At 70.5% G+C, this 23,730-nt stretch carries 20 protein-coding genes; 12 read left to right on the forward strand and 8 right to left on the reverse strand.

Going from position 1 to position 23,730, the window contains the following annotated elements; translation table 11 throughout:
* Positions 1 to 98: 98 nt before the first annotated feature.
* Complete coding sequence (locus ACF07N_RS30675) at positions 99 to 860, reverse strand: isocitrate lyase/phosphoenolpyruvate mutase family protein (RefSeq protein ID WP_392119111.1); 762 nt, start codon at positions 858 to 860, stop codon at positions 99 to 101.
* Between the two features lie 194 nt (positions 861 to 1,054).
* Here ACF07N_RS30675 and ACF07N_RS30680 point away from each other — a divergent pair, with 194 nt between their 5' ends.
* From ACF07N_RS30680 to ACF07N_RS30705, 6 genes are all read left to right on the forward strand, one after another.
* A complete protein-coding gene (locus tag ACF07N_RS30680) occupies positions 1,055 to 1,837 on the forward strand; it encodes an AfsA-related hotdog domain-containing protein (protein ID WP_392119114.1) in 783 nt (260 codons plus the stop codon).
* Between the two features lie 102 nt (positions 1,838 to 1,939).
* Complete coding sequence (locus ACF07N_RS30685) at positions 1,940 to 2,584, forward strand: methyltransferase family protein (RefSeq protein ID WP_392119117.1); 645 nt, start codon at positions 1,940 to 1,942, stop codon at positions 2,582 to 2,584.
* Positions 2,585 to 2,592: 8 nt separating this feature from the next.
* Positions 2,593 to 5,289, forward strand: a complete 2,697-nt coding sequence (locus ACF07N_RS30690) for a PEP/pyruvate-binding domain-containing protein (protein ID WP_392119120.1) — start codon at positions 2,593 to 2,595, stop codon at positions 5,287 to 5,289.
* Positions 5,286 to 6,257: a hypothetical protein gene (locus ACF07N_RS30695; protein WP_392119123.1), complete on the forward strand. Its 972-nt coding sequence runs from the start codon at positions 5,286 to 5,288 to the stop codon at positions 6,255 to 6,257. The genes ACF07N_RS30690 and ACF07N_RS30695 overlap by 4 nt, the downstream gene beginning before the upstream one ends.
* Entirely contained in the window at positions 6,254 to 7,270 is a 1,017-nt protein-coding gene (locus ACF07N_RS30700; protein ID WP_392119126.1) for a zinc-binding dehydrogenase, read from the forward strand. The genes ACF07N_RS30695 and ACF07N_RS30700 overlap by 4 nt, the downstream gene beginning before the upstream one ends.
* Before the next feature lie 14 nt (positions 7,271 to 7,284).
* Entirely contained in the window at positions 7,285 to 7,809 is a 525-nt protein-coding gene (locus ACF07N_RS30705; RefSeq protein ID WP_392119129.1) for an NUDIX hydrolase, read from the forward strand.
* On the opposite strand, the gene ACF07N_RS30710 is transcribed toward ACF07N_RS30705, so the two are convergent.
* On the reverse strand, positions 7,795 to 8,433 hold the full coding sequence (locus ACF07N_RS30710; RefSeq protein WP_392119132.1) for a TetR/AcrR family transcriptional regulator: 639 nt from the start codon (positions 8,431 to 8,433) through the stop codon (positions 7,795 to 7,797). The two genes, ACF07N_RS30705 and ACF07N_RS30710, sit on opposite strands and share 15 nt — an antisense overlap.
* Before the next feature lie 456 nt (positions 8,434 to 8,889).
* Here ACF07N_RS30710 and ACF07N_RS30715 point away from each other — a divergent pair, with 456 nt between their 5' ends.
* Positions 8,890 to 10,275, forward strand: a complete 1,386-nt coding sequence (locus ACF07N_RS30715; RefSeq protein ID WP_392119135.1) for a helix-turn-helix domain-containing protein — start codon at positions 8,890 to 8,892, stop codon at positions 10,273 to 10,275.
* Between the two features lie 91 nt (positions 10,276 to 10,366).
* Here ACF07N_RS30715 and ACF07N_RS30720 read toward each other — a convergent pair whose 3' ends face one another.
* Positions 10,367 to 10,564, reverse strand: coding sequence for a hypothetical protein (locus ACF07N_RS30720; protein WP_392119137.1), 198 nt, complete (start codon positions 10,562 to 10,564; stop codon positions 10,367 to 10,369).
* A 505-nt stretch (positions 10,565 to 11,069) separates the two neighbouring features.
* Here ACF07N_RS30720 and ACF07N_RS30725 point away from each other — a divergent pair.
* The 4 genes from ACF07N_RS30725 (at position 11,070) to ACF07N_RS30740 (ending at position 15,420) form a co-directional block, all read left to right on the forward strand.
* Positions 11,070 to 12,005, forward strand: a complete 936-nt coding sequence (locus ACF07N_RS30725) for an arginase family protein (protein WP_392119140.1) — start codon at positions 11,070 to 11,072, stop codon at positions 12,003 to 12,005.
* A 165-nt stretch (positions 12,006 to 12,170) separates the two neighbouring features.
* Complete coding sequence (locus tag ACF07N_RS30730; protein WP_392119143.1) at positions 12,171 to 13,439, forward strand: ATP-grasp domain-containing protein; 1,269 nt, start codon at positions 12,171 to 12,173, stop codon at positions 13,437 to 13,439.
* Between the two features lie 37 nt (positions 13,440 to 13,476).
* The gene (locus tag ACF07N_RS30735) at positions 13,477 to 14,694 is read left to right on the forward strand and encodes an MDR family MFS transporter (protein ID WP_392119146.1); all 1,218 of its coding nucleotides are present in this window, start codon (positions 13,477 to 13,479) and stop codon (positions 14,692 to 14,694) included.
* A gap of 81 nt (positions 14,695 to 14,775) precedes the next feature.
* Positions 14,776 to 15,420 (forward strand): nitroreductase family protein, encoded by a 645-nt coding sequence (locus tag ACF07N_RS30740; RefSeq protein ID WP_392119149.1) that lies wholly within the window; start codon positions 14,776 to 14,778, stop codon positions 15,418 to 15,420.
* A gap of 76 nt (positions 15,421 to 15,496) precedes the next feature.
* Here the strand turns inward: ACF07N_RS30740 and argJ are convergent, their stop codons facing one another.
* From argJ to ACF07N_RS30765, 5 genes are all read right to left on the reverse strand, one after another.
* Entirely contained in the window at positions 15,497 to 16,681 is a 1,185-nt protein-coding gene (gene argJ / locus ACF07N_RS30745) for a bifunctional glutamate N-acetyltransferase/amino-acid acetyltransferase ArgJ (protein ID WP_392119152.1), read from the reverse strand.
* 137 nt (positions 16,682 to 16,818) lie between these two features.
* Positions 16,819 to 17,793, reverse strand: coding sequence for a clavaminate synthase Cs1 (gene cs1, locus ACF07N_RS30750; RefSeq protein ID WP_392119155.1), 975 nt, complete (start codon positions 17,791 to 17,793; stop codon positions 16,819 to 16,821).
* Complete coding sequence (gene speB, locus ACF07N_RS30755; protein WP_383326930.1) at positions 17,790 to 18,686, reverse strand: agmatinase; 897 nt, start codon at positions 18,684 to 18,686, stop codon at positions 17,790 to 17,792. Before speB ends, cs1 begins: the two co-directional genes overlap by 4 nt.
* A gap of 157 nt (positions 18,687 to 18,843) precedes the next feature.
* Positions 18,844 to 20,370 (reverse strand): asparagine synthase-related protein, encoded by a 1,527-nt coding sequence (locus tag ACF07N_RS30760; RefSeq protein ID WP_392119525.1) that lies wholly within the window; start codon positions 20,368 to 20,370, stop codon positions 18,844 to 18,846.
* Complete coding sequence (locus ACF07N_RS30765) at positions 20,370 to 22,085, reverse strand: thiamine pyrophosphate-binding protein (RefSeq protein WP_392119158.1); 1,716 nt, start codon at positions 22,083 to 22,085, stop codon at positions 20,370 to 20,372. The genes ACF07N_RS30760 and ACF07N_RS30765 overlap by 1 nt, the downstream gene beginning before the upstream one ends.
* Positions 22,086 to 22,376: 291 nt before the next feature.
* On the opposite strand from ACF07N_RS30765, the gene ACF07N_RS30770 reads away from it, so the two are divergent.
* Positions 22,377 to 23,579, forward strand: a complete 1,203-nt coding sequence (locus ACF07N_RS30770; RefSeq protein ID WP_392119160.1) for a serine hydroxymethyltransferase — start codon at positions 22,377 to 22,379, stop codon at positions 23,577 to 23,579.
* The last annotated feature ends 151 nt before the right edge of the window (positions 23,580 to 23,730 follow it).

Below are 23,730 nucleotides of genomic sequence, written 5' to 3' on the forward strand. Positions count from 1 at the left end.
CCAGATCGAGCCCGGGCGGGCGATCGCGGGACCGGCCGGAGTCGCTCTCCACCGTGTGTTCCTCGCAGGACGACCGGCGGCCGGGCCCGGTCAACGGCTCACGGCGCCCAGGGCCTGAGCATGTCCTTCATGGTGTCCGCCATGGCCAGTTGCAGCAACGGGCCGTAGGTGATCCGGCCGACACCGAGACGGCGGAAGCGATCGAGGTCGTGCCTGACGGGATGGGCCGTGGAGTTCACGGGTACGGCGACGGCGGCGGTCACGGCGGCGAGCAGCGCGTCGTCGTCCTGAATGCCCACCGGGTACACGCTGTCGGCTCCGGCCGCCTCCAGTGCCCGCAGTCGCTCGATCGCCTCGTCGAGGACCTCGGCAGCGTCCTGGGCGTGTACGAAGAGGTCGGTGCGTCCGTTGACCCAGATCGGAACTCCCGCGTCGTCGGCCGCTGTCCGCAGATCGGCCACGAAGGCGGCGTGTTCCTGCGTGCTGCGCACGCGTCCCCCGTCGGAGTGGACGGTGTCCTCGATGTTGAGGCCGACCCCGCCGACCTCGATGAGCCCGGCGACGAGTTCAGCGGGCTTCCGCCCGTACCCGGACTCCAGGTCCACGGACACGGGGACGTCGACCGCCGCGATGATCGGCCTGACGGCGGCCATCACCTCCTCGAAGGTCTGCCCCTCGTGGTCCTCGGCTCCCCGGGAGTCCGCGAGGGGATGGCTGCCGACCGTCAGCGCGGGGAACCCGGCGGCCACTGCCGTGCGCGCGGACCAGGCGTCCCAGACGGTCGGCAGCACGAGCGGCTTGTCCTGGGCGTGCAGGTGCTTGAGGCGTTGAGCACGCTCAACGGTGGTGTGAAAGTCCATGCGGGGAACGCTACCTCGGCATCGCCGGACCGCTCCCGAATCGGGCAGGACCCTTCGGCAGGGGCATGCACCCTTGCCGTCGGCTTGTCACCGCCTGACCGCCCGCTGCCACCGAATCGTCCAACGGCACACAAGCCGTCGGCCGAAGACTGAAGCCCACTAACTCCTGAATTTCCTGTGGAGCGGGAGGAACCATGCTGGGAAATCTGGTGTTCGTCGTGGGTGACAATCTGGCCAGCAGATCACATGCGGCCGGCTTGGTTCCCTTGTCCCGGCTCGGTGCCCTGCTCGATGGTGAACCGGCATCCGGTTCACCGCCGGTGATCGTGCCCGGCCAGGGCATCGAGGCGTACGAAAGGGAGATCCTGCGCAGTACGCTGCGCAGCCGCGGGCTGCCGGAGTCGCTCCTGGTCGACGTGCCGTTGCCGACCCCGCTGAAGCACTGGGAAGTGCACAAGCGGAATCCGGACAACGTGCTCATCGCGGGACTGCGGAGGATCTCGGAGAACCGGTTCGAGGCCGTGCTCAGAATCTCCGACCGGCAGGAGATGGTCCTCGACCACACCACGGGATCCCACATCACGGGCATGGTCATCACCGAGGGGGTGCGGCAGCTCTCGCTCGCCGTCGGGGAGCGTTTCCTGCTGACGCCGTCGCGCACGCCCCGCCGGTTCATCCTGAACTCCCTCCAGACGCTGTTCCACAAGTTCCTGCTTCCGCTGCCGACCCGGCTGGAGTACACGCTGGAGGAGGTCGAGCACAAGGGCCCGGACCGGCTGCGCTTCACGGGCCGGTGCGACGTGCTGCAGACGGACGTCCTCGCCGCGTCGGGATCGATGGACATGCTGGTGATGGAGGAGTCCCGGGCCGACCGGATCGAAGCCCGGCAGATCCACGAGACGACCCACGCCCTGGCCGAACTGCAGGAGCGGCCGGCGCTCCACGAACCGGAGAGGACGCGGCGCCTTCCCCTCTGACCGTGGCCGCGACCTCCGGACGCCCGCCCCGGGCGACCCGTGGCCCCGTCGCACCCTGAGCTGCCTTCGCCTTCCCTTCGCCTTCCGGAGGTTCCGTCCTTCATGAACTGGTTCTTGCGCAGATACCCGCTGTTCGTGCTCGGTGCCTGTGTGGCAGCGACCACCGCCACGATGGTGCGCGGACTGCTCGACTTCTCCGACCCCTGGCAGCGGCTGGCGGCGGTGCTGGCCGGCCTGCACCTGGTGTGGCTGCTGCTGGAGACCTGGACGACCGTGCGCAGCTCGCAGTCGACCGACTCGGCGACCGACCGCGGCACTCTCTACGCGTACGGCACGGCGCGCACGGCAACGCTGGTGGCGGCCTGCCTGGCGACCGCCGACGACCGGACGTACCGGCCGTGGCTGCTGACGCTGCCGGTGATCTTCGTCGGCGCGGTGGGCCTGCGGCTGTGGGCGATCCGTACGCTGGGCCGGTTCTACTCCCACCGCGTGCGGGTCCTGGGTGACCACCAGATCGTAAGGAGCGGCCCGTACCGCCTGGTCCGCCACCCCGCCTACCTCGGGATGGCGCTGGCGCACATCGTGTACGTGCTGTTCTTCCTCAGCACCTACAGCGCGGCGGCACTGATGCTCCTCCTGATGGCCTTGGTGGTCCGCATCCTGATCGAGGAGCGCACTTTGCTGACGCTGCCCGGCTACTCCGACTACGCGGCGACCCACCGCCGTGTCATCCCCTGGGTCTGGTGAGGCACCCCATGGAACTCCGTCCCTCGACACGCCGTCCGGTGCTGCGTGGACGCGCCCTGCTGGCCGAGCGGCAGGTCGGCCCCAAGTTCGCCCGGCAGGCGCGGATGGCCGCCGCCGGCCTTCCTGTTCCCCGGTTCTTCTGTGTGTCCGCTGCGGTGTTCAGGGACGTCCTCGAGCCGATCCGGGCCGACGTGGATGCGCTGCTCGCCACGGTCGACGCGGCCGATCCCGAGGGCCTGGAGCACAAGGCCGCGCGGCTGCGGGAGCTGGTGCTCGGCGTCCCGGTTCCGCCCACCGTGGAACGGGAGTTGTACAAGGCGTTCGACGCGGTCTTCGGTGCCGACGCCGTGGTGTCCGTGCGCTCGTCCGTGGTCGGCGGCGGCGAACAGGCGGATGAGGACTCGGCGCACGACGCCTTCGCGGGAATCAGCGACAGCTTCCTGTACGTCACCCGTGATCAGCTCATCGAGCGGGTCCGGCAGTGCTGGGCGTCCGCCTTCGGTGCCCAGGCGCTGCTCTACCGGGCGGCGCGGGGCAGCACCCAGCACGGGTTCGCGGTGGCTGTCGGCGTGCAACGCATGGAGTTCGGGCGGCGGTCGTTCGTCCTGTTCACGTGCGACCCGCTGACAGGTGCCCGGGACCGGGTGCTCGCGGCGGGCCTGGGGATCGGTGAGGGCGTCGTGCAGGAAAAGGTCCCCGTCGACCACTACTTCATCAGCCGGCGCGGGGACACGATCCGTTCGGTGCCGGCGCACAAGACCCAGGCGTTGCGGGAGATCCCGGGGCAGCTCGCCCTCGGACCGCGCGCGGTGCCCGTGCCGCAGGACTTGCGTGACCTGCCCGCGCTGTCGGAGGAGCAGATCCGGGAGGTGGTGGCGACCGGGGACCGGATCGAGGAGCTCTTCGGTTGCCCGCAGGACGTCGAGGGCACCTTCACGGAGGACGGCCGGCTGCACATCCTGCAGGCCCGCCCCGTGGTGCTGGAACTGGACCGGCAGCGGCTGTGGAGCAACGCCAACATCACCGAGTCCTATCCCGACGTCACGACCGCCCTGACCTATTCCTTCGCGCAGCGCTTCTACCGGGAGGACTTCCACGACTTCTACCGTCTGCTCGGCGTACCGCGTAAGACCCTGGACCGGCACGAGGGCGAGCTCCGCGGCATGATCGGCCTGCTGCGCGGCCGGGTCTACTACTCGCTGAGCACCTGGTACACGCTGCATGGCATGAGCCGGACCTTCCCGCTCTGGCGTGGCAGCTTCGAGCGGATGATGGGCATGTCGCCGTCGGTGACGCATGTGACGCCGACCCCGCCGCTCACCGACCCCACGCTGCTGCCGGCCACCGCGAGAGCCCTCGCAGGGCTGGCGTGGCGGATGCTGACGCACGGCAGGGCGGTGAGGGAGTTCGAGTCCTGGTGGGAGAGAGTCCTCCAGGCGCACCGGGAGGCCGCCGAGACCGCCGATCCGCTGCAACTGACCCAGCTGATGAGGTCGTTGTGGAAAGAGGCAGGCGACCGCTGGGGCATCACACTGGTCAACGACATCTTGCTCCAGATGCACGAGACCATGGCCATGAAGATGCTCGAGCGCTGGGTACCGGGAGCCGACCCGGGGCTGCACAGCGACCTGCTGTGCGGCGGAGAGGAGAACCGCAGCGTCGTCATACTGATGTCCATCGTCGAGATCGCCGAGCACATGCGCGCCACGCCGGACGTCCTGGAGGCTCTCGACGTCAAACCCGCCGACGAGGTGTGGGCGGAGATCGACCGAGGCCTGCACGGGGAGGGGCTCGCCCACCGCATCCGCAGACATGCCGAGCTGCACGGCGACCGAGGCTTGCAAGAGCTGAAACTGGAGGTGGCGGTGCCCCGCGATCAGCCTTCCCAACTCCTGCGCATGGCAGCCGATTACGCGCGCAGCGGTCTGACCCGCGCGCTGCTGCGGCGGCGGGAGACCGAGGCCCGGCGTGCGGGCGAGCGCAGGCTGGCGGAGCAGCTCGCCGCGCGGCCGCTGCGCAGGCGGGCACTGCGGGCGGTACTGGCCGGACAGCGCCGGCACATCAACATGCGCGAGAACACGCGCTACCGGCGCAGCGAGCTGTTCGGCTTCGGCCGTCAGGTCTATCGCCGGCTGGGCGCCGACCTGGTCACGCGCGGACTGCTGGACCGGGCCGAGGACGTGGTGCACCTGACGGAGGAGGAGATCCTCGGAACGTACGACGGCACCGCGGTCACCGACGACCTGCGGGGCCTGGCTGCCGTCCGCAAGGCCGAGTTCGACTCCCGGGGAGGCGAACTGCCCATGGACTTCGTGACGATGGGCCCGGTCCGGGCGGCCCTGCCGGAACGCCCCCGGGTGACGGCCGACGCCGGGGTGCTCCACGGACTCGGCTCCAGCGGCGGTGTCGTGCGCGGAACCGCGCGGGTGGTCGTCGATCCGAACGACTTCGGTGTGCCCGGTGACGACATGATCCTCATCGCCCGCGAGACCGACCCCGGCTGGCTGTTCCTGATGCTCTCGGCACGCGGCATCGTCGTCGAACGCGGCACGCTGCTGTCGCACACCGCGATCTCCGGACGGAAGTTCGGGATTCCGACCATCGTGGCACTCCCGCACGCGACGAGCCGCATCCCTGACGGCGCCCTGGTGGAGATGGACGGCGCGGCCGGCACCGTGACGATCCTGGAGGGGGACGGAGCATGACCGTCACCGGCACCCCCCGCCGCGTGACCGGCACGCCGAGGCGGGCCGCCGGCAGTGTCCGTCGCCTCGGTGCCTTCTTCGCGGAGCGGGCACCCTGGCGGGTCTACGCCACCTACGCCTTCCTGTGGGTGCTCGCCCTGGAGAGCATCCTGGCCTTCCTGACCCCCGGGGCCGAGTGGACGACTGGAGGGCCGCTGCTCGCCGAGATGGCCACGGTCTATCTGGCGCTCCTGTTCATCCGGGTCGTCGACGAGCAGAAGGACCTGGAGTACGACCGCGTCCACCATCCGGGCCGGCCTCTGCCACGCGGCGCGATCGATGTGCGGGAACTGCGGACGGCGATGGCGCTCATCGTCGTCGCGGAACTCGCCCTCACCGGATGGCGGTCGCCGTTGCTGACGGGCTGGCTGCTGTTCGGCCTGCTCTACATCTGCTTCCTGGTGCTGCTGGAGCGCTGGTCGGCGACCGTGCGGAACCGGATCTTCGTCAATCTGCTGGTGAGCTATCCGGTACAAGCCATCCTGAGCGTGCACATATGGCTGTCGTTCCGGGAGACGACCGGCGGCGGCTCGGCGCCGCACGCACTGGTGGGCGGGTTGTTGTGCATGCTCGTTTTCCTGCACTTCGAGTTCGCGAGGAAGACCGGCGCTCAGGTGGTGCCGGGGGCGACGCTCTACTCGAACGTGATCGGGCTGCGCGGCTCGCTCGCGCTGACCGTGGGGTGCGCGCTGGCCGGGACCGGACTGGCGCTGGCGGTGGTGAAACCCTGGGAACTGCACGGCACGGAAGCGCTGGCGGGCTGGCTGCCGGTGACGGCGCTGGGCTTCCTGGTGACGGGCGCGGAGCGGTTCGCCTCACTCTGTACACCGACCTGGCTGCCCGGGCCTGCGATGGGCTACCTGGCCTGGCTGTATCTCGGGGTGTCGGTCGCCGCGCTCGCCGTGGTCCGGCCGGGAGCCGGCGGATGACCACCAGGGCGCTGCCGGATACCGCCGAGGAGGTCCGGCTGGCCGTCCACGTGGCAGGCGGGCTACGCCCCGAACACTTCGAGACCGTTCGGGTGCCGCTGCGCCGGGCGGGAGCCGGGCAGGTGCTGGTGCGCAATCTCCTGCTGCGCGTCGGCGCCGCGACCCGCACCCTCATGGCCGCGGAGCAGGTGCTGCCGATGGCTCCCTACCGGCCCGGCCGGGCCCTGGGCGGTGCGGCACTCGGTCACGTGGTCGAAGCGCCCGGAACGGAGCTGCGCCCCGGTCAACTGGTCCGGCACGACCGCGGCTGGCAGCAGTACGCCCTGCTGCCGGCCACGGCCGTACGCCGGATCGATCCGGCCCGCTGGCCCGATCCGGCGGCCTGCCTGTCACAGGGGTTCGCCGGCTGGCTGGCGGTCGACCGGGTGGGCATGCGTACCGGGGACACGGTCATGGTCACCGGTGCGGCAGGCGGGGTCGGTACGGTCGCCGGGCAGTTCGCGCGGCTGCGGGGAGCCGGGCGGCTGATCGGAACGACGAGCGAGCCCTGGAAGGCGGAACGGTTGCGGCGTGAGCTGGGCTTCGACGCCGTGCTGCTGCGCGGTCGGGGCCCGATCGCCGAGCAGTTGCGGGCGGCTGCTCCGGAGGGCGTGGACGTGCTGGTCGACACGGTCGGCGGGCAGCAGTTCGAGGCCGCCTTGTCCTGCGCTCGGCGCGGGGCCCGTTGCGCGGTGGTCGGTGCCCTGGGCCGGCAGGCGGTCGGCGGCACCAGGGCCCCTGCCACGCTGGACACCCTCGCTCTGGTGAGCCGGGGCATCACCGTGCAAGGGCTCACGGTGAGCGACCATCAGGCCTCCACGGAGCGCTGGGAAGCCGAATTCAGCGCAGGGCTGCGCGAGGGAAGGCTGCGCTTCCCGCACGTCAGGGTGGCCGGACTCCACAGGGCGCCGAGCGCGTTGCTCGATCTGCTGGCGGGCCGCCACCTGGGCACGGTTCTGGTGGAGATCCGGTAGGGGAGAGGACGGGCATGGAAGAGATCGTCGCTCTGTACGCACCGGACGAGCTGCCGGGCCGGGCCGTCGGCCGTGCGACCAGAAGCCGGATGCGAGCACGCAACCTGCCGCACGCCGCCGCGAAGACCCTCGTCAGGGACGGCCGCGGACGGGTGTACGTGCATCGCCGTACCGACACCAAGGACCTGTACCCCGGGCTGCACGACGTCTGGGTGGGTGGTGTGGTCGCGGCGGGGGAGCACCCGGACGAGACGGCCGAGCGGGAACTGGCGGAGGAACTCGGTGTGACGGGCTGCATGCTGCGGCCGGTCGGCCGGAGCTGGTTCAAGGACCCGCACACCCATTTTCTGGCCCACCTCTACGAGACGGTGTACGAGCCGACGCTGCACGGCCCGATCGTCCACCAGCCGGAGGAGGTCGCCGAGGGCCGCTGGCTGCCCTGGGACGCGCTCCGGGCCCGACTGGCCGACCCCGGCTGGCCGTTCGTCCCGGACGGGCGTGCGCTGCTGGTCCACTATGAAGGGCTACGCGGGGACTGAGATCGTCTCGGGGCGGCCGACGGACACGTCGCGGCCCGGTCCGCACTGGTTCGCCGGCGCCCCCGCCCGCAGCGCGTCCATGACCAGGTCCAGCAGGCGGGTCGCGCGGGTCTGCCAGTCGTCGTGCGGGTCGAGCGTCCACAGGCCGCCGATGGCGAGGAAGAGGTCCTCCGCGGTGATGCCCGGTCGGATGGTGCCGGCCCGCTCGGCGGCGCGCAGCAGTAGTTCGGCCGCCTCCGTCACCGGCGCGTGCCCCGGCTTGTCCGGCTTGCCGGGCGCGCTGGTGGCCTGGCGGATCGCGTCGGCCAGGCCGGCCTTGGTCATGGCGAACCGGGCGAGGCGGTCCATCCACTCGCGCAGCGCCCGGTCGGGCTCCCGGCTGTGCAGCAGCGGCGCCGCCGACTCGGCGACCTGCAGCATCTCGTGGCGGTAGATCTCCAGCACGAGTGCCTCACGGCTGGGGAAGTGCCGGTAGAACGTGCCCTGTCCGACGCCCGCCTTCTTCGCGATGGCGCTCAGCGGCGCGTCCGCCGAGCGCGTCAGCTCGGCCAGCGCCACCTCCAGGATGCGCTCGCGATTGCGCTGCGCGTCCGAGCGCAGGGGTGCGTCCTTCCGCTGCGGCACCGGCCCTCCCCGCGATCGTGGCCGAAGCCCGTCCTCGTGCAACGGACGCATGGCCGTGACCTCTCCAGTAAATCGGACATGTGTCCGATGTTTTCGTGACCTTATCGCCTTCCTCGATGGCGCGCACAGCCGCCACCGTGAGGTCGCCCCGGTCGGTGGAACGCATCTTCTCGTGAGGCACTTGCTCGATGCTTGCGGCCCGGCGGCCGCGGCCGAACGTGCCTCGCCGGGGATGGTTCTCCCAGGGGAATCGGTGTGACGGTCCTGTCGATGGCACAATCGCATGCGGGCAGGCTCACGCGGTCTCCGTCACACGGGACGAAGGTCCGGTCCGCCGTCGCGGCACGGCCGGCCCGACGCTCCCGGGCGGCCTCCACCCCCACCGTGCCGGCCCGCCCCACATCGCTGCCGTCAGTACCGCGTCATCGTCCGGCAGGGACACTGGAACGACGTCACATGGGAGGCGATCACGTGAGCCGACATCCCGAATCGGAGCACACGGCTGTCGAGGCGGATGTCGGTGCGCGGATTCGGCGGCTGCGTCGGGCCGCGCGCATGTCCCAGGCGGAGCTGGCAGGTGACGACCTCTCACCCAGCTACATCTCGCTGCTGGAAGCGGGCAAGCGCACGCCATCGCCCGAGGTGCTCGCGCAGCTGGCCGCGCGGCTGGACTGTGACGTCTCGGAGCTGGGCGGTGAGCCCGCGCTGTCCGTCACCGGGCTGGCGGTGGAACTGAGCTTCGCGGAGACCGCCTTGAACGCCGGTGACGCCCAGGCGGCGTGCGAGGCGTACCTCGCCGTCCGCGGCAAACTGGACAAGGCCTCCCGGCCCGAGTCGTGGTACAAGGCGACCTACGGTGTGGCCCGTGCTCTGGAGAACCTCGGCAGGCTGGAGGAGGCGGTCGTCCACCTCGAGGAGCTGCACGCCACCGCGGTGGCCAGGCCCGACTCGGTGCCGCGCCTGACCACGGTGATCGCCCTGTGCCGGTGCTACCGCGAACTCGGCGACCTCTCCCACGCCATCGAAGTGGCCGAGGACACGCTGGCCGAGCTGGACGGACTCGGCCTCACACCGACGGTCGTGGGCGTCGAGTTGCTGTCCACGCTCGTCGGTGTCTACATGGAGCGCGGTGATCTGCACCGTGCCTCGTACCTGGCCGGCAAGGCCATCGAGCAGGCCGACCTGGTCACCGACTCCCGTGCCCGGGGCGCGGCCTACTGGAACGCCAGTGTCGTCCTGCACCGCAACGGCAAGACTGCGGACGCCCTGGTGCTGATCGAGAAGGCGTTGGCAAGCTACGCCGAAGGGGAAGACGCACGGGCCCTGGCGCGGCTGCGCAACGCCTACGCGATGCTGCTGCTGGAGTCGGACAGGCCGGAGCCGGAGCCCGTGCGCGAGCTGCTCCAGCAGAGCTACGCGTCCTTGCGCGAGGTGGGCAGTAGCGTGGACGTCGCGTACTGCTTGTCAGCCCTGGCCCGCATGGAGTTGCGGCTGGGCGATCCCATGATGGCCGTCAGGAACGCGGAGGAGGCGCTGGAGCTCCTCGGGGCCCAGCACCGTCTGCAAAGCGCGCGGAACTACCTGGTGCTCGCTGCCGCTCACCTCGCCATGGGCCGGCGCGAAGCGTGCCAGGAGGCCTACGAACGGGGCGCCCTGATGCTGGAGGCGTCCGAGGCGAACCGCCAGGCAGCCTTCGCCTGGGCCGAGTTGGCGGAGATCTTCCGGTTGTGCGGTGAGGAGGCGCGCGCCGTGTGGGCCTACCGTCAGAGCATGCGCTGTCTGGGGCACCGCGAGACCTTCTCCGAGGATTCGCTCGAGCAGTCGCCGACGCCGGGAGGCTGAGGGCCGGCGCCGTGTCCGAGTTGCCGGCGCCCCATGACTGGCACCCTCCGTGCGGACGTCAAGACGACTGCCGTCCTGGCGTCCGTCTTCCCTAGCAGCAGACGGGGATGTCGCCGTTGTCCGCGGCGAGCTTGCCGTCGGCTCCGGACGGTGAGGCGAACGTCTTGGTGGCCGTGCCGACTGCCGAGGCCTCCGCCGCCGGGCCGAAAGCGCCCGTCACCGCGAGTGCTGCGGCGGCCAGCGCCAGTGCTGCGGCGCGCACGAAGTTGCTTATGTGAACCTGTTCCATTTTTTTCTCCGAGCGGTATGCCAGGCGACGGCGGGTGGAACCCGCCTCGTGTCTTTCCGAACTTCTCAAGCCTTTGTGTGCTTACGTGACCGGCTTGTGAAGAAGTGATCGGACGGAACACTAAGAGTACTCACAGGTGTGAGTCAAATCGGGCACTCGGACCTTGTGTCGCGGCTAATCGAGTAATTATCTGGCCAGTTTCCAAAGCCTCGTGTGGCCAATTCGCGTCCTGAAAGAAATAAGCCACGTGAAGTTGGCCCGCGGGCGGCACGCGAGGGGCCTGACCGGCTGATCTGCGGTGATGGGCACGCCCGGAGGAGGGTGACGGATGGCGCGGGGACAGGCCGGAACTGTACGAAGCGACGCTGCGGCAAGAATCCTGCAAGATACTGTTCAGTGAATTGCAAGCCCGTGGCTGCAGAATGCCGTTCGCTCGCAGTGGCGGGTGGCCGTGAATGCGAGCAAGAAGCCAGGACATTGACGACGAGCGATGATCAGTGGGGCCGTGGAACACATCGGCAACGACTCAACAGGGCGCTACGCGCAGAATCCGACCTTCCTGGGAATCCCCTACCAATCAGCTCCGCGGGGCCGGGACGTGGTGGTGATCGGCGCCCCGTACGATGCCGGTACCACTCACCGGCCGGGGACACAGCTGGGCCCGCGGGCCATTCGGCAGGGGTCGGACCTCCTTCTCAGCACGGGTTTCGGCCGAGGAGCGATCGCCTCGGACTTCCTGGACTGCGCGGATGCCGGGGACATCGACCTGGCAGCCGGCGGCGCCCACATCGTCATGGAGGTCGCGCAGCGGAGCCTCCAGGCACTGCTGGAGCACAACGACGCGTTCCTGATGCTGGGGGGCGACCACGCACTCACTCTGGCGGCATTGCGCGCGGTCGCCCGCAAGCACGGGAGGATCGCCGCGGTGCACCTCGACGCGCACTGCGACACCCAACCGGCCCTGTACGGCAACGCGTACCACCACGGCACGGCGTTCCGTCTCGCTGTCGAGGAGCGGCTGATCGACCCTCGGCGACTGGTGCAGATCGGCGTCCGCGGACACCGCGTCGAGCCGGGACCGCAGGATGAGGCCCGGAGCCACGGCACACGGGTCATCAGCGCCGCCGAAGTGAGCGCCGCCGGTCCTTCCGCCACCGCACGCGTGATCCGCGACATCGTGGGGGACGTACCGGTGTACGTGTCCGTCGGCATGGATGTCGTGGATCCGAGGTTCGCGCCCGGAACCGGAACACCGGCACCCGACGGGCCCTCCTCGCTCGACGTCCTCGAAGTGCTGCGCTGCGTCGGTGATCTGGAACCGGTCGGCCTCGACGTGATGGGCGTCTGCCCTCCGTACGACCACGGAGGCATCACGTCCCTGCTGGCCACCGAGGTGGGCGCGGAGCTGCTGTACCAGTTCGCGCGATCCCGCTGCGGCTGACGAGGGACGCGCCGGCCGGATCGGCCGGCGCGTCCGCTGCGTCATGCCGCGTTCAAGAGGACGACAAGGCCCGCGCGCAAGACTGCACGACGGGGCCACCGGTGGTCGGCCCGGTCTCGTCGCCCGTCCCAACGGTTCGCCCGTCACCCTTCCCACGGAGTCACCATGCCGCAACGCCCGAAGATTGTTCTCGTAGGCCAACTCATCACCGCTCCGTGGGTGTTCGAGGCCGCCCAGCGCGTGGGCGTCGATGTGGTGCTCATCCCCTGGACGGGCACCGACCCGGAAGCGGCGCGGCAGGCCGCCGCGGTGACCGAGGTCCTGCCCCTGGACGTGGAGGCGGATCCGGACGGGGCGCTGTCGGCGCTCGTCGAGCGCTTCCGTTCGGACCCCTTCGACGGGATCATGGCGGGCAACGAGCTGGTCGTGCCCTTCACCGCACGTGCCGCGCGGACTCTCGGGCTCACCGGCCTGTCCGAGCAGGCGGCGGCGGTGGTGCGCGACAAGCGCAGCATGCGGCAGCGCCTGGCGGAGGCGGGCCTGGCGGTCCCCGGCCTCGTCGCCCCGGAGCGCAAGGAGGACTGGACCGATGCGTTGACGCTGCGGTTCCCGGTGGTGGTGAAGCCGGCACGGGGATTCTCCAGCCTCGGTGTCATCCGTGTCGACGACAAGGAACAGCTCGAGGAAGCCGTCGGCAGCACCTGGCAGCTTGTGGAGGCCCGGGCGCACAAGCCCGCCGAAACGGGCGGAGGCAGCGGTGTCCTGGTCGAGGAGTACCTGGACGGGCCGGAGATATCCGCCGAGTCCCTGGTGCACCGAGGCCGGGTCAAGGTGTGCGCCATCTCCTGGAAGGGCCAACTCACCGGGCCCTACTTCGAAGAGACCACGCTACGCGCACCCGCCCGGCTGCCTGCCGAGATCCTGGCCGCCGTCGAGGCCGAGGTGGTCGCCGCCCATCACGCCTTCGGGGTCGACGAGGGCGCCACGCACACCGAGCTGCGTCTGGTCGGCGGGGTGCGGCCGGTCCTGCTGGAGATGGGCGCGCGCATCGGCGGTGGGGGATTCATGCACCACCTGGTCCAGGGCAGCAGCGGCATCGACTTCGCGGCCGAGACCGTGCGCATCCATCTGGGCCGGGAACCCCGGTGCTGGTCCCAGGAGCCGGTGCCGGCCGGTCACGCGGCGGCCTATCTGGTCCCGGTCGGCACCGGTGGCACCTTCCGCCGCATACGCGGCCTGGACGAGGTCCGCACGGATCCCCGGGTCGACCACGTGGCGCAGGCCGTCGCCCCCGGAGCGGTTCTGCGCCCGTATCCGGCCTGGTCCGCGTATCCGGCGATCGTGCTGTCCCACCACGAGTCCGACGAGGAAGCGGTGCAGTTCCGTGAGCACCTCGAGAGGACCCTGCACATCGAGTACGAGGAGCAGGGGTGACCCCGCCCGTCCTCCACCACGGGCTCATGGACAGCTCGTGAAACGGCGCTCCCCCCGCCCGGGCGGCCTGCCGCGCACCTTCTGGTGGCTCTGGGGCGGAACGCTCATCACGTCCGCGGGCGGTTTCGTCGTGCCGTACCTCGCGATCTACCTGACCAGCGTGCGGGACTATTCGGTGTCCTTCACCGGTCTCGTCATGACGGTGTTCGGTGTCGGCAGCGGCCTCGCGGCCTTCGTCGGCGGGATCCTCGCCGACCGCCTCGGCCGCCGGGCGGTACTCCTGGCGAGTGAGGCGCTCACCGTCGTCGGCATGGCGGGACTTGGCTTCGCCGACACCAAGCTCCTGGTGGTCGCGGGGACGTTGGTCGTGGGCGTGGGGCTCAACGCCACGCGGCCGGCTCGTGCGGCGGCCGTCGCCGACCTGGTGAGCGAAGCGGACCAGCCGCGCGCCTACTCCTTGCTCTACTGGGCGACCAACCTGGGTTTCTCCGTGGCAGCCGTCTCCGCCGGAGCAGCCGCCGACCGGAGCTTCGCCCTGCTGTTCGCGGTGAACGCGATCGCCAACGCGGTCGCGGGGGCCGTCGTCTATCGCTGCGTCCCGGAGACCCGCCCGGAGGCGGCACAGCCGCCGGGTGAAGCGTCAGGCCGACGACGTACGGCCGTGCACCGGGACCCCCCGTTCGCGGTGCTGCTCGGTTCGGTGCTCCTCCTGGGCCTGATGTTCCAACAGCCCCTGGTGGCGCTGCCCTTGGCGATGACGGAGCAGGGGCGCTCGCCGGCGGAGTACGGCACCGTCATGATGGTGAACGGCCTGGTGATCGCGGTGTTCCAGCTGCCGCTGAGCCGGCTGGCCGACCGTTTCCGCCCGGAGCGCGCCCTGGCTGTGGCCACCCTGCTCTCCGGCATCGGCTTCGGCCTCACCGGCGCGGTCCACAGTCTGCCGGGATACGCGGCGACCGTCGTGCTGTGGAGCCTGGGAGAGATCGTCGTCCTGCCGCGGTGCATGACACTCGTGGCACTCCTGGCCCCGGCGCACGCCCAAGGCCGTTACCAGGGCCGCCTCTTGCTGGTCTGGAGCTCTGCCGTGGCCCTCGCCCCGCTCCTCAGCAGCCAGCTGATCGAAGTGTCCGGCACCACCGCGGTATGGGTGGCCTGTACGGCGCTGGGACTGCTGGCCGCCGCCCTCCATCTCGTCCTGGCCCGGCTGCGCCGGCAGCGGGTGCACGAGGAAGCCGACCCCCTTCCGTCGTCCTGACCGAGTCCCCCACCCGAAGCCCACCGGTACGTCCCGTCATCGCACCCCCGGTCCACGGACCGCCGACACCCAGGGATCTCCATGCCTCTGCTGAACCTGAACCCGGACGAACTGCTCACGACCACCCGATCGGTACGCAAGCGGCTGGACCTGACCCGCCCGGTGCCGCTGGAACTCGTCAAGGAATGCATCGAGATCGCGCTGCAGGCTCCCACCGGGAGCAATCGCCAGACCTGGCACTGGCTGGTCGTCACGGATCCGGACCAGCGGGCCGAGATCGGCCGGTACTACCGGATGGCGGTCCAGACCTACCTGCAGTCCGAGGGGGCCTGCGGCACGCTGTACCCGGAGGACCCCGAACGCCACGCGGTACAGCGGCGTGTGGGCGACAGCGTCGCCCACCTGGGGGATCGGATGGGCGAGGTGCCCGTGCTCGTCATCCCCTGCCTCGACGCCAACGAGGCGCCCGAGTACAACGAGGCGGGCAAGTGGGGCTCCATCGTCCAGGCCGGGTGGAGCTACATGCTCGCCGCCCGAGCGCGCAGGCTCGGAACCGCCTGGACCACGCTGCACCTGATGTACGAGAAGGAGATCGCCGAACTGCTGGAGATTCCCGACGGTGTGGTCCAGGCGGCACTCATACCGACGGCGTTCTCGATCGGCACCGACTTCAAGCCCGCCCGGCGGCAGCCGCTGGAACAGGTCATGCACCACGACAGCTGGTGATGCGGCTGCTCGTGACGGAGACCGCCGCTCGCCGAGCGGCGGTCTCCGTCACGAGGGGGACGGGTCGGGGACGCGGTCAGGTGGAGTAGTCGGCGTTGAGCCGGACGTACCCCTCCGTCAAATCGCAGCCGTACACGGTGAAGGCACCGTCCGAGATGGCGAGATCGATGCCGATGACCACGTGACTGCCCCGCATCCGGTCGGCCACGGCGGCGCGCACCTCGTCCTCGTCCTGACCGCCGGACCGGCCGGGCGGGTAGACCGTGACGTCCCCGAACCGGATGGCGACCTTGTCCTGGTCGATGTCCGTGTCGTCGGAGCACTTGCCGATGGCCATCGCGACGCGGCCCCAGTTGGGGTCACCGCCGTGGACCGCGGTCTTCACCAGGGGAGAGTTGACCACTGCCTTGCCGACGCGCTTGGCCTGCGCGGCGTCACGGGCGCCGCTCACCTGGACCTCGATCAGCTTGCTGGCACCCTCCCCGTCGGACGCGATGTCCTTGACCAGGGTGAGCGCCACCTCGTGCAGCGCCTGCTCGAACTCCGCCGGGTCCACGTCCCCTGCCAGCCCGTTGGCGAAGAGCGCGGCCGTGTCGCTGGTGGAGGTGTCCGTGTCGATACTGACCGCGTTGAACGTGCGGTCCATGACCCGACGGAAGATCCGGTCCTGTTCCTCGGGGTCGAGCAGGGCGTCGGTGGCGAAGAAGGTCAGCAAGGTGGCCATGTCGGGCTCCATCATCCCGACACCCTTGGCAATGCCGGTGATCACGGCGTTGCCGGCCCGGGCGCGCGCCACCTTGGGCCGTGTGTCCGTGGTCATGATGGCGCGTGCCGCCCGCTCGAAACCGTCGGGGCCCGGCTCGGGCGCGACGAGGGTCTTGACGTGGTCGCGGATGGACTCCATCGGGTACTGCCGGCCGATCACACCCGTGGAGGCGATGAGGAGCTCTTCCTCGGCCAGGCCCACCGTCCGGGCCACGGAGTCGCGCACCTCGCGCGCGTTGCGTTCGCCTTCCGAGCCGGTGGCCACGTTCGCGTTGCGGGCGAGCACGACGACGCCGCGCGCACGGCGGTCGCGGACCGCGGCGCGACTGAGCACCACGCTGGGGCCGGCGAAGCGGGATCGGGTGAAGACCGCGCTGACGACGGCCGGTTCGGTCGACATCAGGACGGTGAAGTCGTCGCGTCCGTCGTCCGCCAGTCCGACCGGTGCCGTGTGCACCGCGAAACCCCGCGGGTCGAAGGCTGCGCTGTCTGTCAAGGTCAATCATCTCCCCGAAAAGCGGATGTGGGCCCACCGTACCGGCAATCACCGGACGTCACGGGTCGCACAGCGTGCCGTGGGCGTGGGGCCGCCAGGGGTCCGGCGGTCCCACGCCCACGGCGTTCTGCGCGGTGCTAGCGGCGCGGCGTGAAGTCCACGACGTCTCCTGCCCGTTCGCCACCGGACAGCTGCCCGTTGCGGGCCGTGCGGATGTACACGCGGTGCAACCAGCGGTCCTTGCCGTCCCAACGCGGGGTGAACGGCGTACGGGCGTGCGTGGTACGGAAGTTGTCCACGATCAGGACGTCGCCGGGGGTCAGCCGCACCGCCTCGTTCACCTCGTCGAGCGCCTTCGACAGCACGGCGACGGCCTCGACGTCGTCGGGTTCGCGGGGCGCGAGCAGCTCACGGTCATAGCCGAGGAACGGGTCCTCGGGGTCGCCGTAGAGGGGCTTGACGTTGGCGATGGCTCCGGGGTCCTCGACGCCGCCGCGGAACGCGACGTCCACGCAGCACGGCAGGGGCCGGTCGAAGAGGTGCGCGCGCACGTCCTCGGGAACCAGGGGCAGCGCCTTGCGGATCGAACCGACCAGGGTGGCTGCCTTGCGCTCGTGGTCCGCGCGCGAGCAGGCGAGCATCACGTAGTTCGGCTGGAGGACGTGATAGGCCATCTCCGTGTGGAATTCGAGCAGGGTCTCGGAGGTCTCGGAGGACAGGTGGTGGGCGCCCGGCGAGGGATACACGTCGTGGTAGACGGTGCCGGACCGCAGCTCCCGGTACCCGGTGTGCAGGCCCAGCCGGCGGCCCACTATCCCCAGCATCGCCTCCATGTTCTGCAACGGGCGGTCCACCGGAGCCGGGGTGCTGGTGGGAGTGGCCGGCAGGTCGTCGTCGTCCTCCACCGGCAGGCCGCGCAGCAGGAGGTAGCCGTCGTGGTTGCCGTCGGCGTTGAACTGGTCGAGTGCCGTGCCCAGGGCCTGGGGAAGCTCCCCGGCGGCCTCGTGTGCGGCGTCGAGGAAGCCGTACAGATCCCGGCGGGGGATCCGCGGCAGCCGCGAGGCCAGCGCGAGCAGGTCGGCGGAGAACTCCGAGCAGTCGACTACGGTCACGGGTTCTGCCTTTCTCGGGTAACGGAGCGTGCGTACTGGTAGAGGAGTTCGGCTCCTATTTCGGTGGCCAGCACCGAGGTGATGCCGCCGTGGTCGTACAGGGGCGAGACCTCCATGACGTCGAAGCCCACCGGGCGCAGATCCCCGACCCCGCGCAGCAGGGCGAGCACCTCTCGCGAGGTCGGGCCGCCCGGGGCAGGTGTGCCGGTGCCCGGAGCGAACGCCGGGTCCACGACGTCGATGTCGACCGACACGTAGACGGGCGCATCGCCCAGATGCTCGCGGACCAGGGCGGCGACCGCCTGCGGACCGAGCGCGCAGAACTCGTCGGAGGTCATGATCCGCACCCCGTGACCACGGGCGTAGTCCAGCGAGTCGGGCTGCGGGTTGTGGCCTCGGATGCCGATCTGCAGCATGCGCTGCGGGTCGACGAGCTTCTCGTCGATGGCGTGCCGGAACGGCGTGCCGTGGTGGTACTCGCCGCCGTAGAAAGCGGGGTTGGTGTCCGAATGGGCGTCGAGGTGGAGGACGGCGACGGGACCGTGCCGGGCGGCGACCGCCCGCAGGGCGGCCAGCGTCAGCGAGTGGTCGCCGCCGATCATCAGGAAGGCGGCGTTGTCGGCCAGCAGCTCGCTCAGGCGCCGCTGCGCCGTCTCCATCGCGATGTGCATGTTGAACGGGGTCAGGTCGATGTCCCCCGCGTCCACGCAGTCGATGAGGTCGAAGGTGCCGGGTCCGCGGTCGATGCCGACGCCGTGGATGAGCCCGGATTCGTTGCGCACGGCGCGTGGCCCGAAGCGGGCACCGGGCCGGTAACTGGTGCCCCCGTCGTACGGGGCGCCGATGACCACGACGTCCTTGCCCTGCGGCGACGGATCGTGCGGAAGGCGCATGAAGGTGGGGATCTGCGCGTAGCGAGGAGAGACGTTGATGTCGATGCGATGCTCGGGGTGGTTCACGGGGCGGCCCCTTTTGACTGCGGTCGGCCGGTCTGGGCAGGGCTGTACGGGCTCCGGAAGCGGCCGTGCAGCCCTTGTGGTGCGTGTGCCGTCACAGGGCGGCCGGGGCGCCGGACGCCAGCCGCTCGGCAACCTGCTCCACCACCTCCTCGGTCTTCACCTCGTCCGGATGCCGGCCCGCGACGACGACGTGGTCGAACAGGTCGTGCACCACCATCCGCTTGGCCCGGTCCACCCCCTGGTGCGGAACACCGGCGTCCACCAGCAGCCGGGTGAACGCGGCGGTGGTTCCCGATCCCTCGTGGACGCCGAGCTTGGGCCGGATGACGACCTCGTGGGGCAGGAGGTCGCCCATGGCCGCGCGCAGCACCCACTTGTCCTGGCCGTAGCGCCGCTTGAGCCCGGCCTCCAGCGCCACCAGCACGTCGAGGACATCGCGGTCCCAGTACGGGTGGGTGGACCAGTGGCCGCTGATCTGGGAGAGGACCGGGGTCATCTCGTTCAGGCCGTCGAAGGTGGCCATGTCGTGGCAGACAGCCGTGTCGAGGTGCGGCAGCCGGTCCTCCCGGTGCATGCCGCCCAGCGGTATGTCGGCGCCGTACCCGGTCAGGATGCGCCGGCCGCCTCCCTCCAGCCGCAGGTACAGGGCTGTCAGCGGGAGCAGGTACTCGACGATGTCGGGGTCCAGGGACTCCGCCGCCCACACCGTGTGCGGCATCCGGCGCAGCAGGTCGGCGGTGGACACGGTGACCTCGCGGTGCGCGGAGCGGAGGTGGGTGGCCACGACACGCGCCTGCGGGAACTCGTCGGCCTCCTCCGTCCCCATGGACACCGTGTCGATGCGTCCCGCCGACCGGCGGGCGGACAGCGCCGCGACACTGGAGGAGTCGATTCCCCCGGACAGCACCACCAGCGGGGTGTCCGTTCCCATGCGCACCCGCACCGCGCGGTCCAGGACCTGCCGGACGGTCTCGACGGCCTCGTGCTCGGAGACGATCCGACGGGACAGTGGGGGCGCCCAGGTCCGGTGGGCGACGCAGTCCGCCGTGCTCACCCGTACGTCCAGCACGGTCCCCGCGGGCACCTGTTGGACGCCCGCGAGCCGCCGCACCGGCCGGGCGGGCAGCGGCTGCCCACCCGCAGCCGTTCGCAGCGCCTTCGCCTCCGTCGCCGCCAGCACCTGGCCGGCCGCGGCGGACACGTACAGGGGCACGGAGCCCGCGTGGTCCGTGGCGAGGACGACGCGTTCCCCGGCGGTGACGAACGCCGAGAAGCGCCCGTTGAGCAGACGGAAGGCATGGACGTCGTACAGGCCGAAGAGGGCCAGGACGAGGGCGGCGTCGCTGTCCGGTGACGATCCGGCGGGCAGCAGCCCGGCGAGTTCGTCCCGGTTGTACAGCTCCCCGGCGAGGATCACCGTGGTGCCCCGGTCACGGGCGTGGGCGCCGTCCGGCGCCTCCGGGTGCAGCAGCACCGCCCGCAGGCTGTGCCCGGCGGTCTCTTCGCTCAGTTCGGAGCGCCGGCCGGCGGACGCGAAGTCGGGCCGCGGGAGCGAGCCGCCGTGCGGGCGGACCGCGGCGAGGAAACCGACAGCTGCCGGGAGGGATCCCGCCATGATCAGATGCTCAGGGCGCCGAAGCCGCCCGCCTGGAAGTCGTAGTTGACCGGCACCTCGACCAGGAACGGGCGGCCCAGTCCCGCTCCCTTGCGCAGCGCGGCCAGGAGCTCCTCGCGCGTGCCGGCCTTGATCGCCTCTATCCCGTTGGCGCGGGCGAGGGCGACGAAGTCGACACCGCCGAACTTCACCGCCGGGTCGTGGGAGCGGTGGTGACCGATGTTCTGGTACAGCTCGATCAGACCGTTGGTGTCGTTGTTGACGACGACCGTGACGATCGGCAGGTTGAGCCGTGCGATGGTCTCCAGGTCCGCGCTGTTGGAGTGGAAGCCGCCGTCGCCCGCGATGAGCATGGTGGGCTGCCCCGGCCGGGCGAGCTGGGCGCCCATCGCCGCGGGCAGACCGTACCCGAAGCTGGAGCAGCCGGCCGAGGTGAGGAACCCGAACGGCTGGTCGGCGCGGGCGAACAGGACGCCGTAGTGCCGGAAGAAACCGATGTCGGAGACGATCGTGCCCTCGCCGGACTCCGCGGTCTCCGACATGACGGTGTTCATGCAGTCGATCACCTGGTGCACACGCATGCCGTCGTCGTACTGGGCCGGGTCGGCCAGGAACTCGCTGATCCGCTCGCGCAGCGGCGTGATGTCGTGCGGGGTCTTCGCGGCGAAACCGGCCGTCCGCTCGTCCAGGTACGTCATGAACGCCTGCACGTCGGTGACGATGTCGACGTCCGGGCGGTAGACCCGCGGGATCGGATTGGCCGTCGGCGACACCCGCACGGTCTTCTTCGCACCGCCGCGCTGCCACATCGACGGCCGCAGGTCCTCGGCGTAGTCGTACCCGACGGTGAGGATGAGGTCCGCCGGGCCGAACAGGGTCTCCAGGGCCGGGAAGGACAGGATGCCGTCCATGTAGCCGGTGACCGCGCCGTAGCTCAGTTCATGACCCTGCGGCAGGACGCCCTTGGCGATGTAGGTGGTGATCACGGGGATGCGCAGGCGCTCGGCCAGGGCGCGGATGGTGGGCACGGCTCCGGAGCGGATCGCCGCCGCACCCACGACCAGCACCGGGTGCTGCGCCGAGCCGATGAGTTCGGCGGCCTTGTCCGCCTCCTCCTCCCAGCCCTCCTCGTAGGCACCGATGGGCTTGGCCGGCGGCCGCGCGGCGGGGTGTTCGGCGGAGGTGTCGATCTCGCCGCCCAGCAGGTCGACCGGGAGGGAGATGAAGCTGGGGCCCACCGGCTCGGTCATCGCGGCGGACACCGCGGAGTCCACCAGGTCGACGATGTCGTCCGGCCGCTGGAGTTCCACCGCGTACTTGGTCATCGGCTCCATCACCGACACCGAGTCCAGGCACTGGTGGGTGTCGTTGGGGAAGATGTCGTGGGACTCGGACTGGGCCGCCAGCGCGATGACCGGTGACCTGTCGAGGATGGAGGTGGCGACGCCGGTGGACAGGTTCGTCATCCCGGGGCCCAGGGTGGCCCAGCACGCTTGCGGCCGGCCGGTGATGCGGGCCAGGACGTCGGCGGCGACACCGGCGGTGAACTCGTGCCGGGTCAGCACGAAGTCGATGCCCTCCGCCTCGTCGAAGAGAATCGACGCCGCCTCCCGGCCGACCACGCCGAACACGGTGCGCACGCCGTGGTCGTGCAGGCGCTGGAGCAGGGCGTGGGCGGTGGTCGGGGAAGTCGAAGGGCTCGTGGACACGCGTGACATGGCAGCTCCTCGGTGAGAAAGGGTCTCCGCGTCCGGGTACGTGGAAGGCATACCTGCGGAACGGGCCAGGAAGTCGGGCTGGACACGGCACATGGTGTCGAACGTTTCTTGCAGCCAAATGGAAGATCCCTTGCGGCGCTTATGAAAGGCCGCCGACGCGTCGTCACTTCCCCGCGGTCCAAGGGCGTGTGAATTCGGCCGCCACTGCCCGCCAGCAGACGCCAAGGGGGCGGCAAGAAAGCGTTGGAAGAATTTCCGCCTGTCCTGCCCCGGCCACCAGAGGAGTGTTCCATGGACGTGCTGGAAGTCCTGCGGCGCAAGCCCAGCCTCAACTTGTTCCCCATCGAGAACAGGCTCTCCCCACGGGCACGGGAGGCACTGGCCAGCGACGCCAACAACCGCTATCCCTACGTCGAGGGCCCGGTGTCGCACTACGGGGACGTCATGGGGCTGGGGGAGGTGTACGACTACTGCGTCGACCTGGCGAAGGAGTTCTACGGCGCCCGGCACGGCTGCGTGCACTTCCTGTCCGGCCTGCACACCATGTACACCGTCATCACGGCCCTGGTGCCGGCCGGCAGCCGCGTCATGGTTCTGCACCCCGAGGACGGCGGACACTACGCCACCATCACGATCTGCGAGGGCCTGGGGCACTCCGTCTCGCGTCTGCCCTTCGACCGGAAGACGCTGCTCATCGACTACCAGGCGCTCGCCGTCCGGCTCGCGGAGACCCCCGTCGACGTCATCTATCTCGACGCGTCCAGCATGCTGCGCCTTCCCGACGCCCGGCTGCTGCGGCAGGCGGCACCGGACGCCCTGATCTGCCTGGACGCCTCGCACCTGATGGGCATCCTGCCGGCCGCTCCCCGGACCCTCGTCCTCGACGGCGGGTTCGACACCGTCTCGGGCAGTACCCACAAGACGCTGCCGGGTCCGCAGAAGGGTTTGATGGTCACGAACAACGAGACCCTGGCCCAAAAGGTCATGGAGAGGATTCCGTTCACGGCCTCCAGCTCACACGCCGGGAACGTCGGCGCACTGGCGATCACTCTGGAGGAGCTGATGCCCTGCCGGGTGGAACACGCGCAGCAGATCATCTCCAACGCCCGCGAGCTGGCGGGGCAGTTGGCGCAGCGTGGTTTCAGCGTGGCGGGTGAGGAGTTCGGCTGGACCGAGACGCACCAGGTCTGGGTGTACATCCCCGCCGACCAGGGACCGCACGGCTGGGGAAGGGTGCTGACCCGGGCGAACGTCCGCAGTACGACGGTTCCCCTGCCCAGCAGCGACGGCATGCCGGCCCTGCGGCTGGGCACGCAGGAACTCACACGCAGCGGCATGAAGGAAGCCCACATGAGCGAGGTGGCCGACATCCTGGAGCGTCTCCTGCTGCGCGGTGAGGCGCCGGAGCAGGTGGTCGGGACCGTTCGCGACCTCGCACTGCGCTTCCCCGGCGTGTCCTACATCGGCTCCGCGGACACCACGTCCGCCGATTGATCCCGGCGGGGCCGTCCACGGTCTCGCCGTGCGGAGCGCCGCCTCCCGTAACGGGAGGCGGGGCGGCCCGGGCCCGGGGGGGGGGCGCAGGGGAGACACCCCCAGCGGCGGCGTCCCGCGGCGCGGGCCCGGGGCCCCCCCCCCGGCGCCG

The sequence above is a fragment of the Streptomyces sp. NPDC015242 genome (genome assembly GCF_043079125.1).
In the GTDB taxonomy this organism is placed as follows: Bacteria; Actinomycetota; Actinomycetes; order Streptomycetales; family Streptomycetaceae; genus Streptomyces.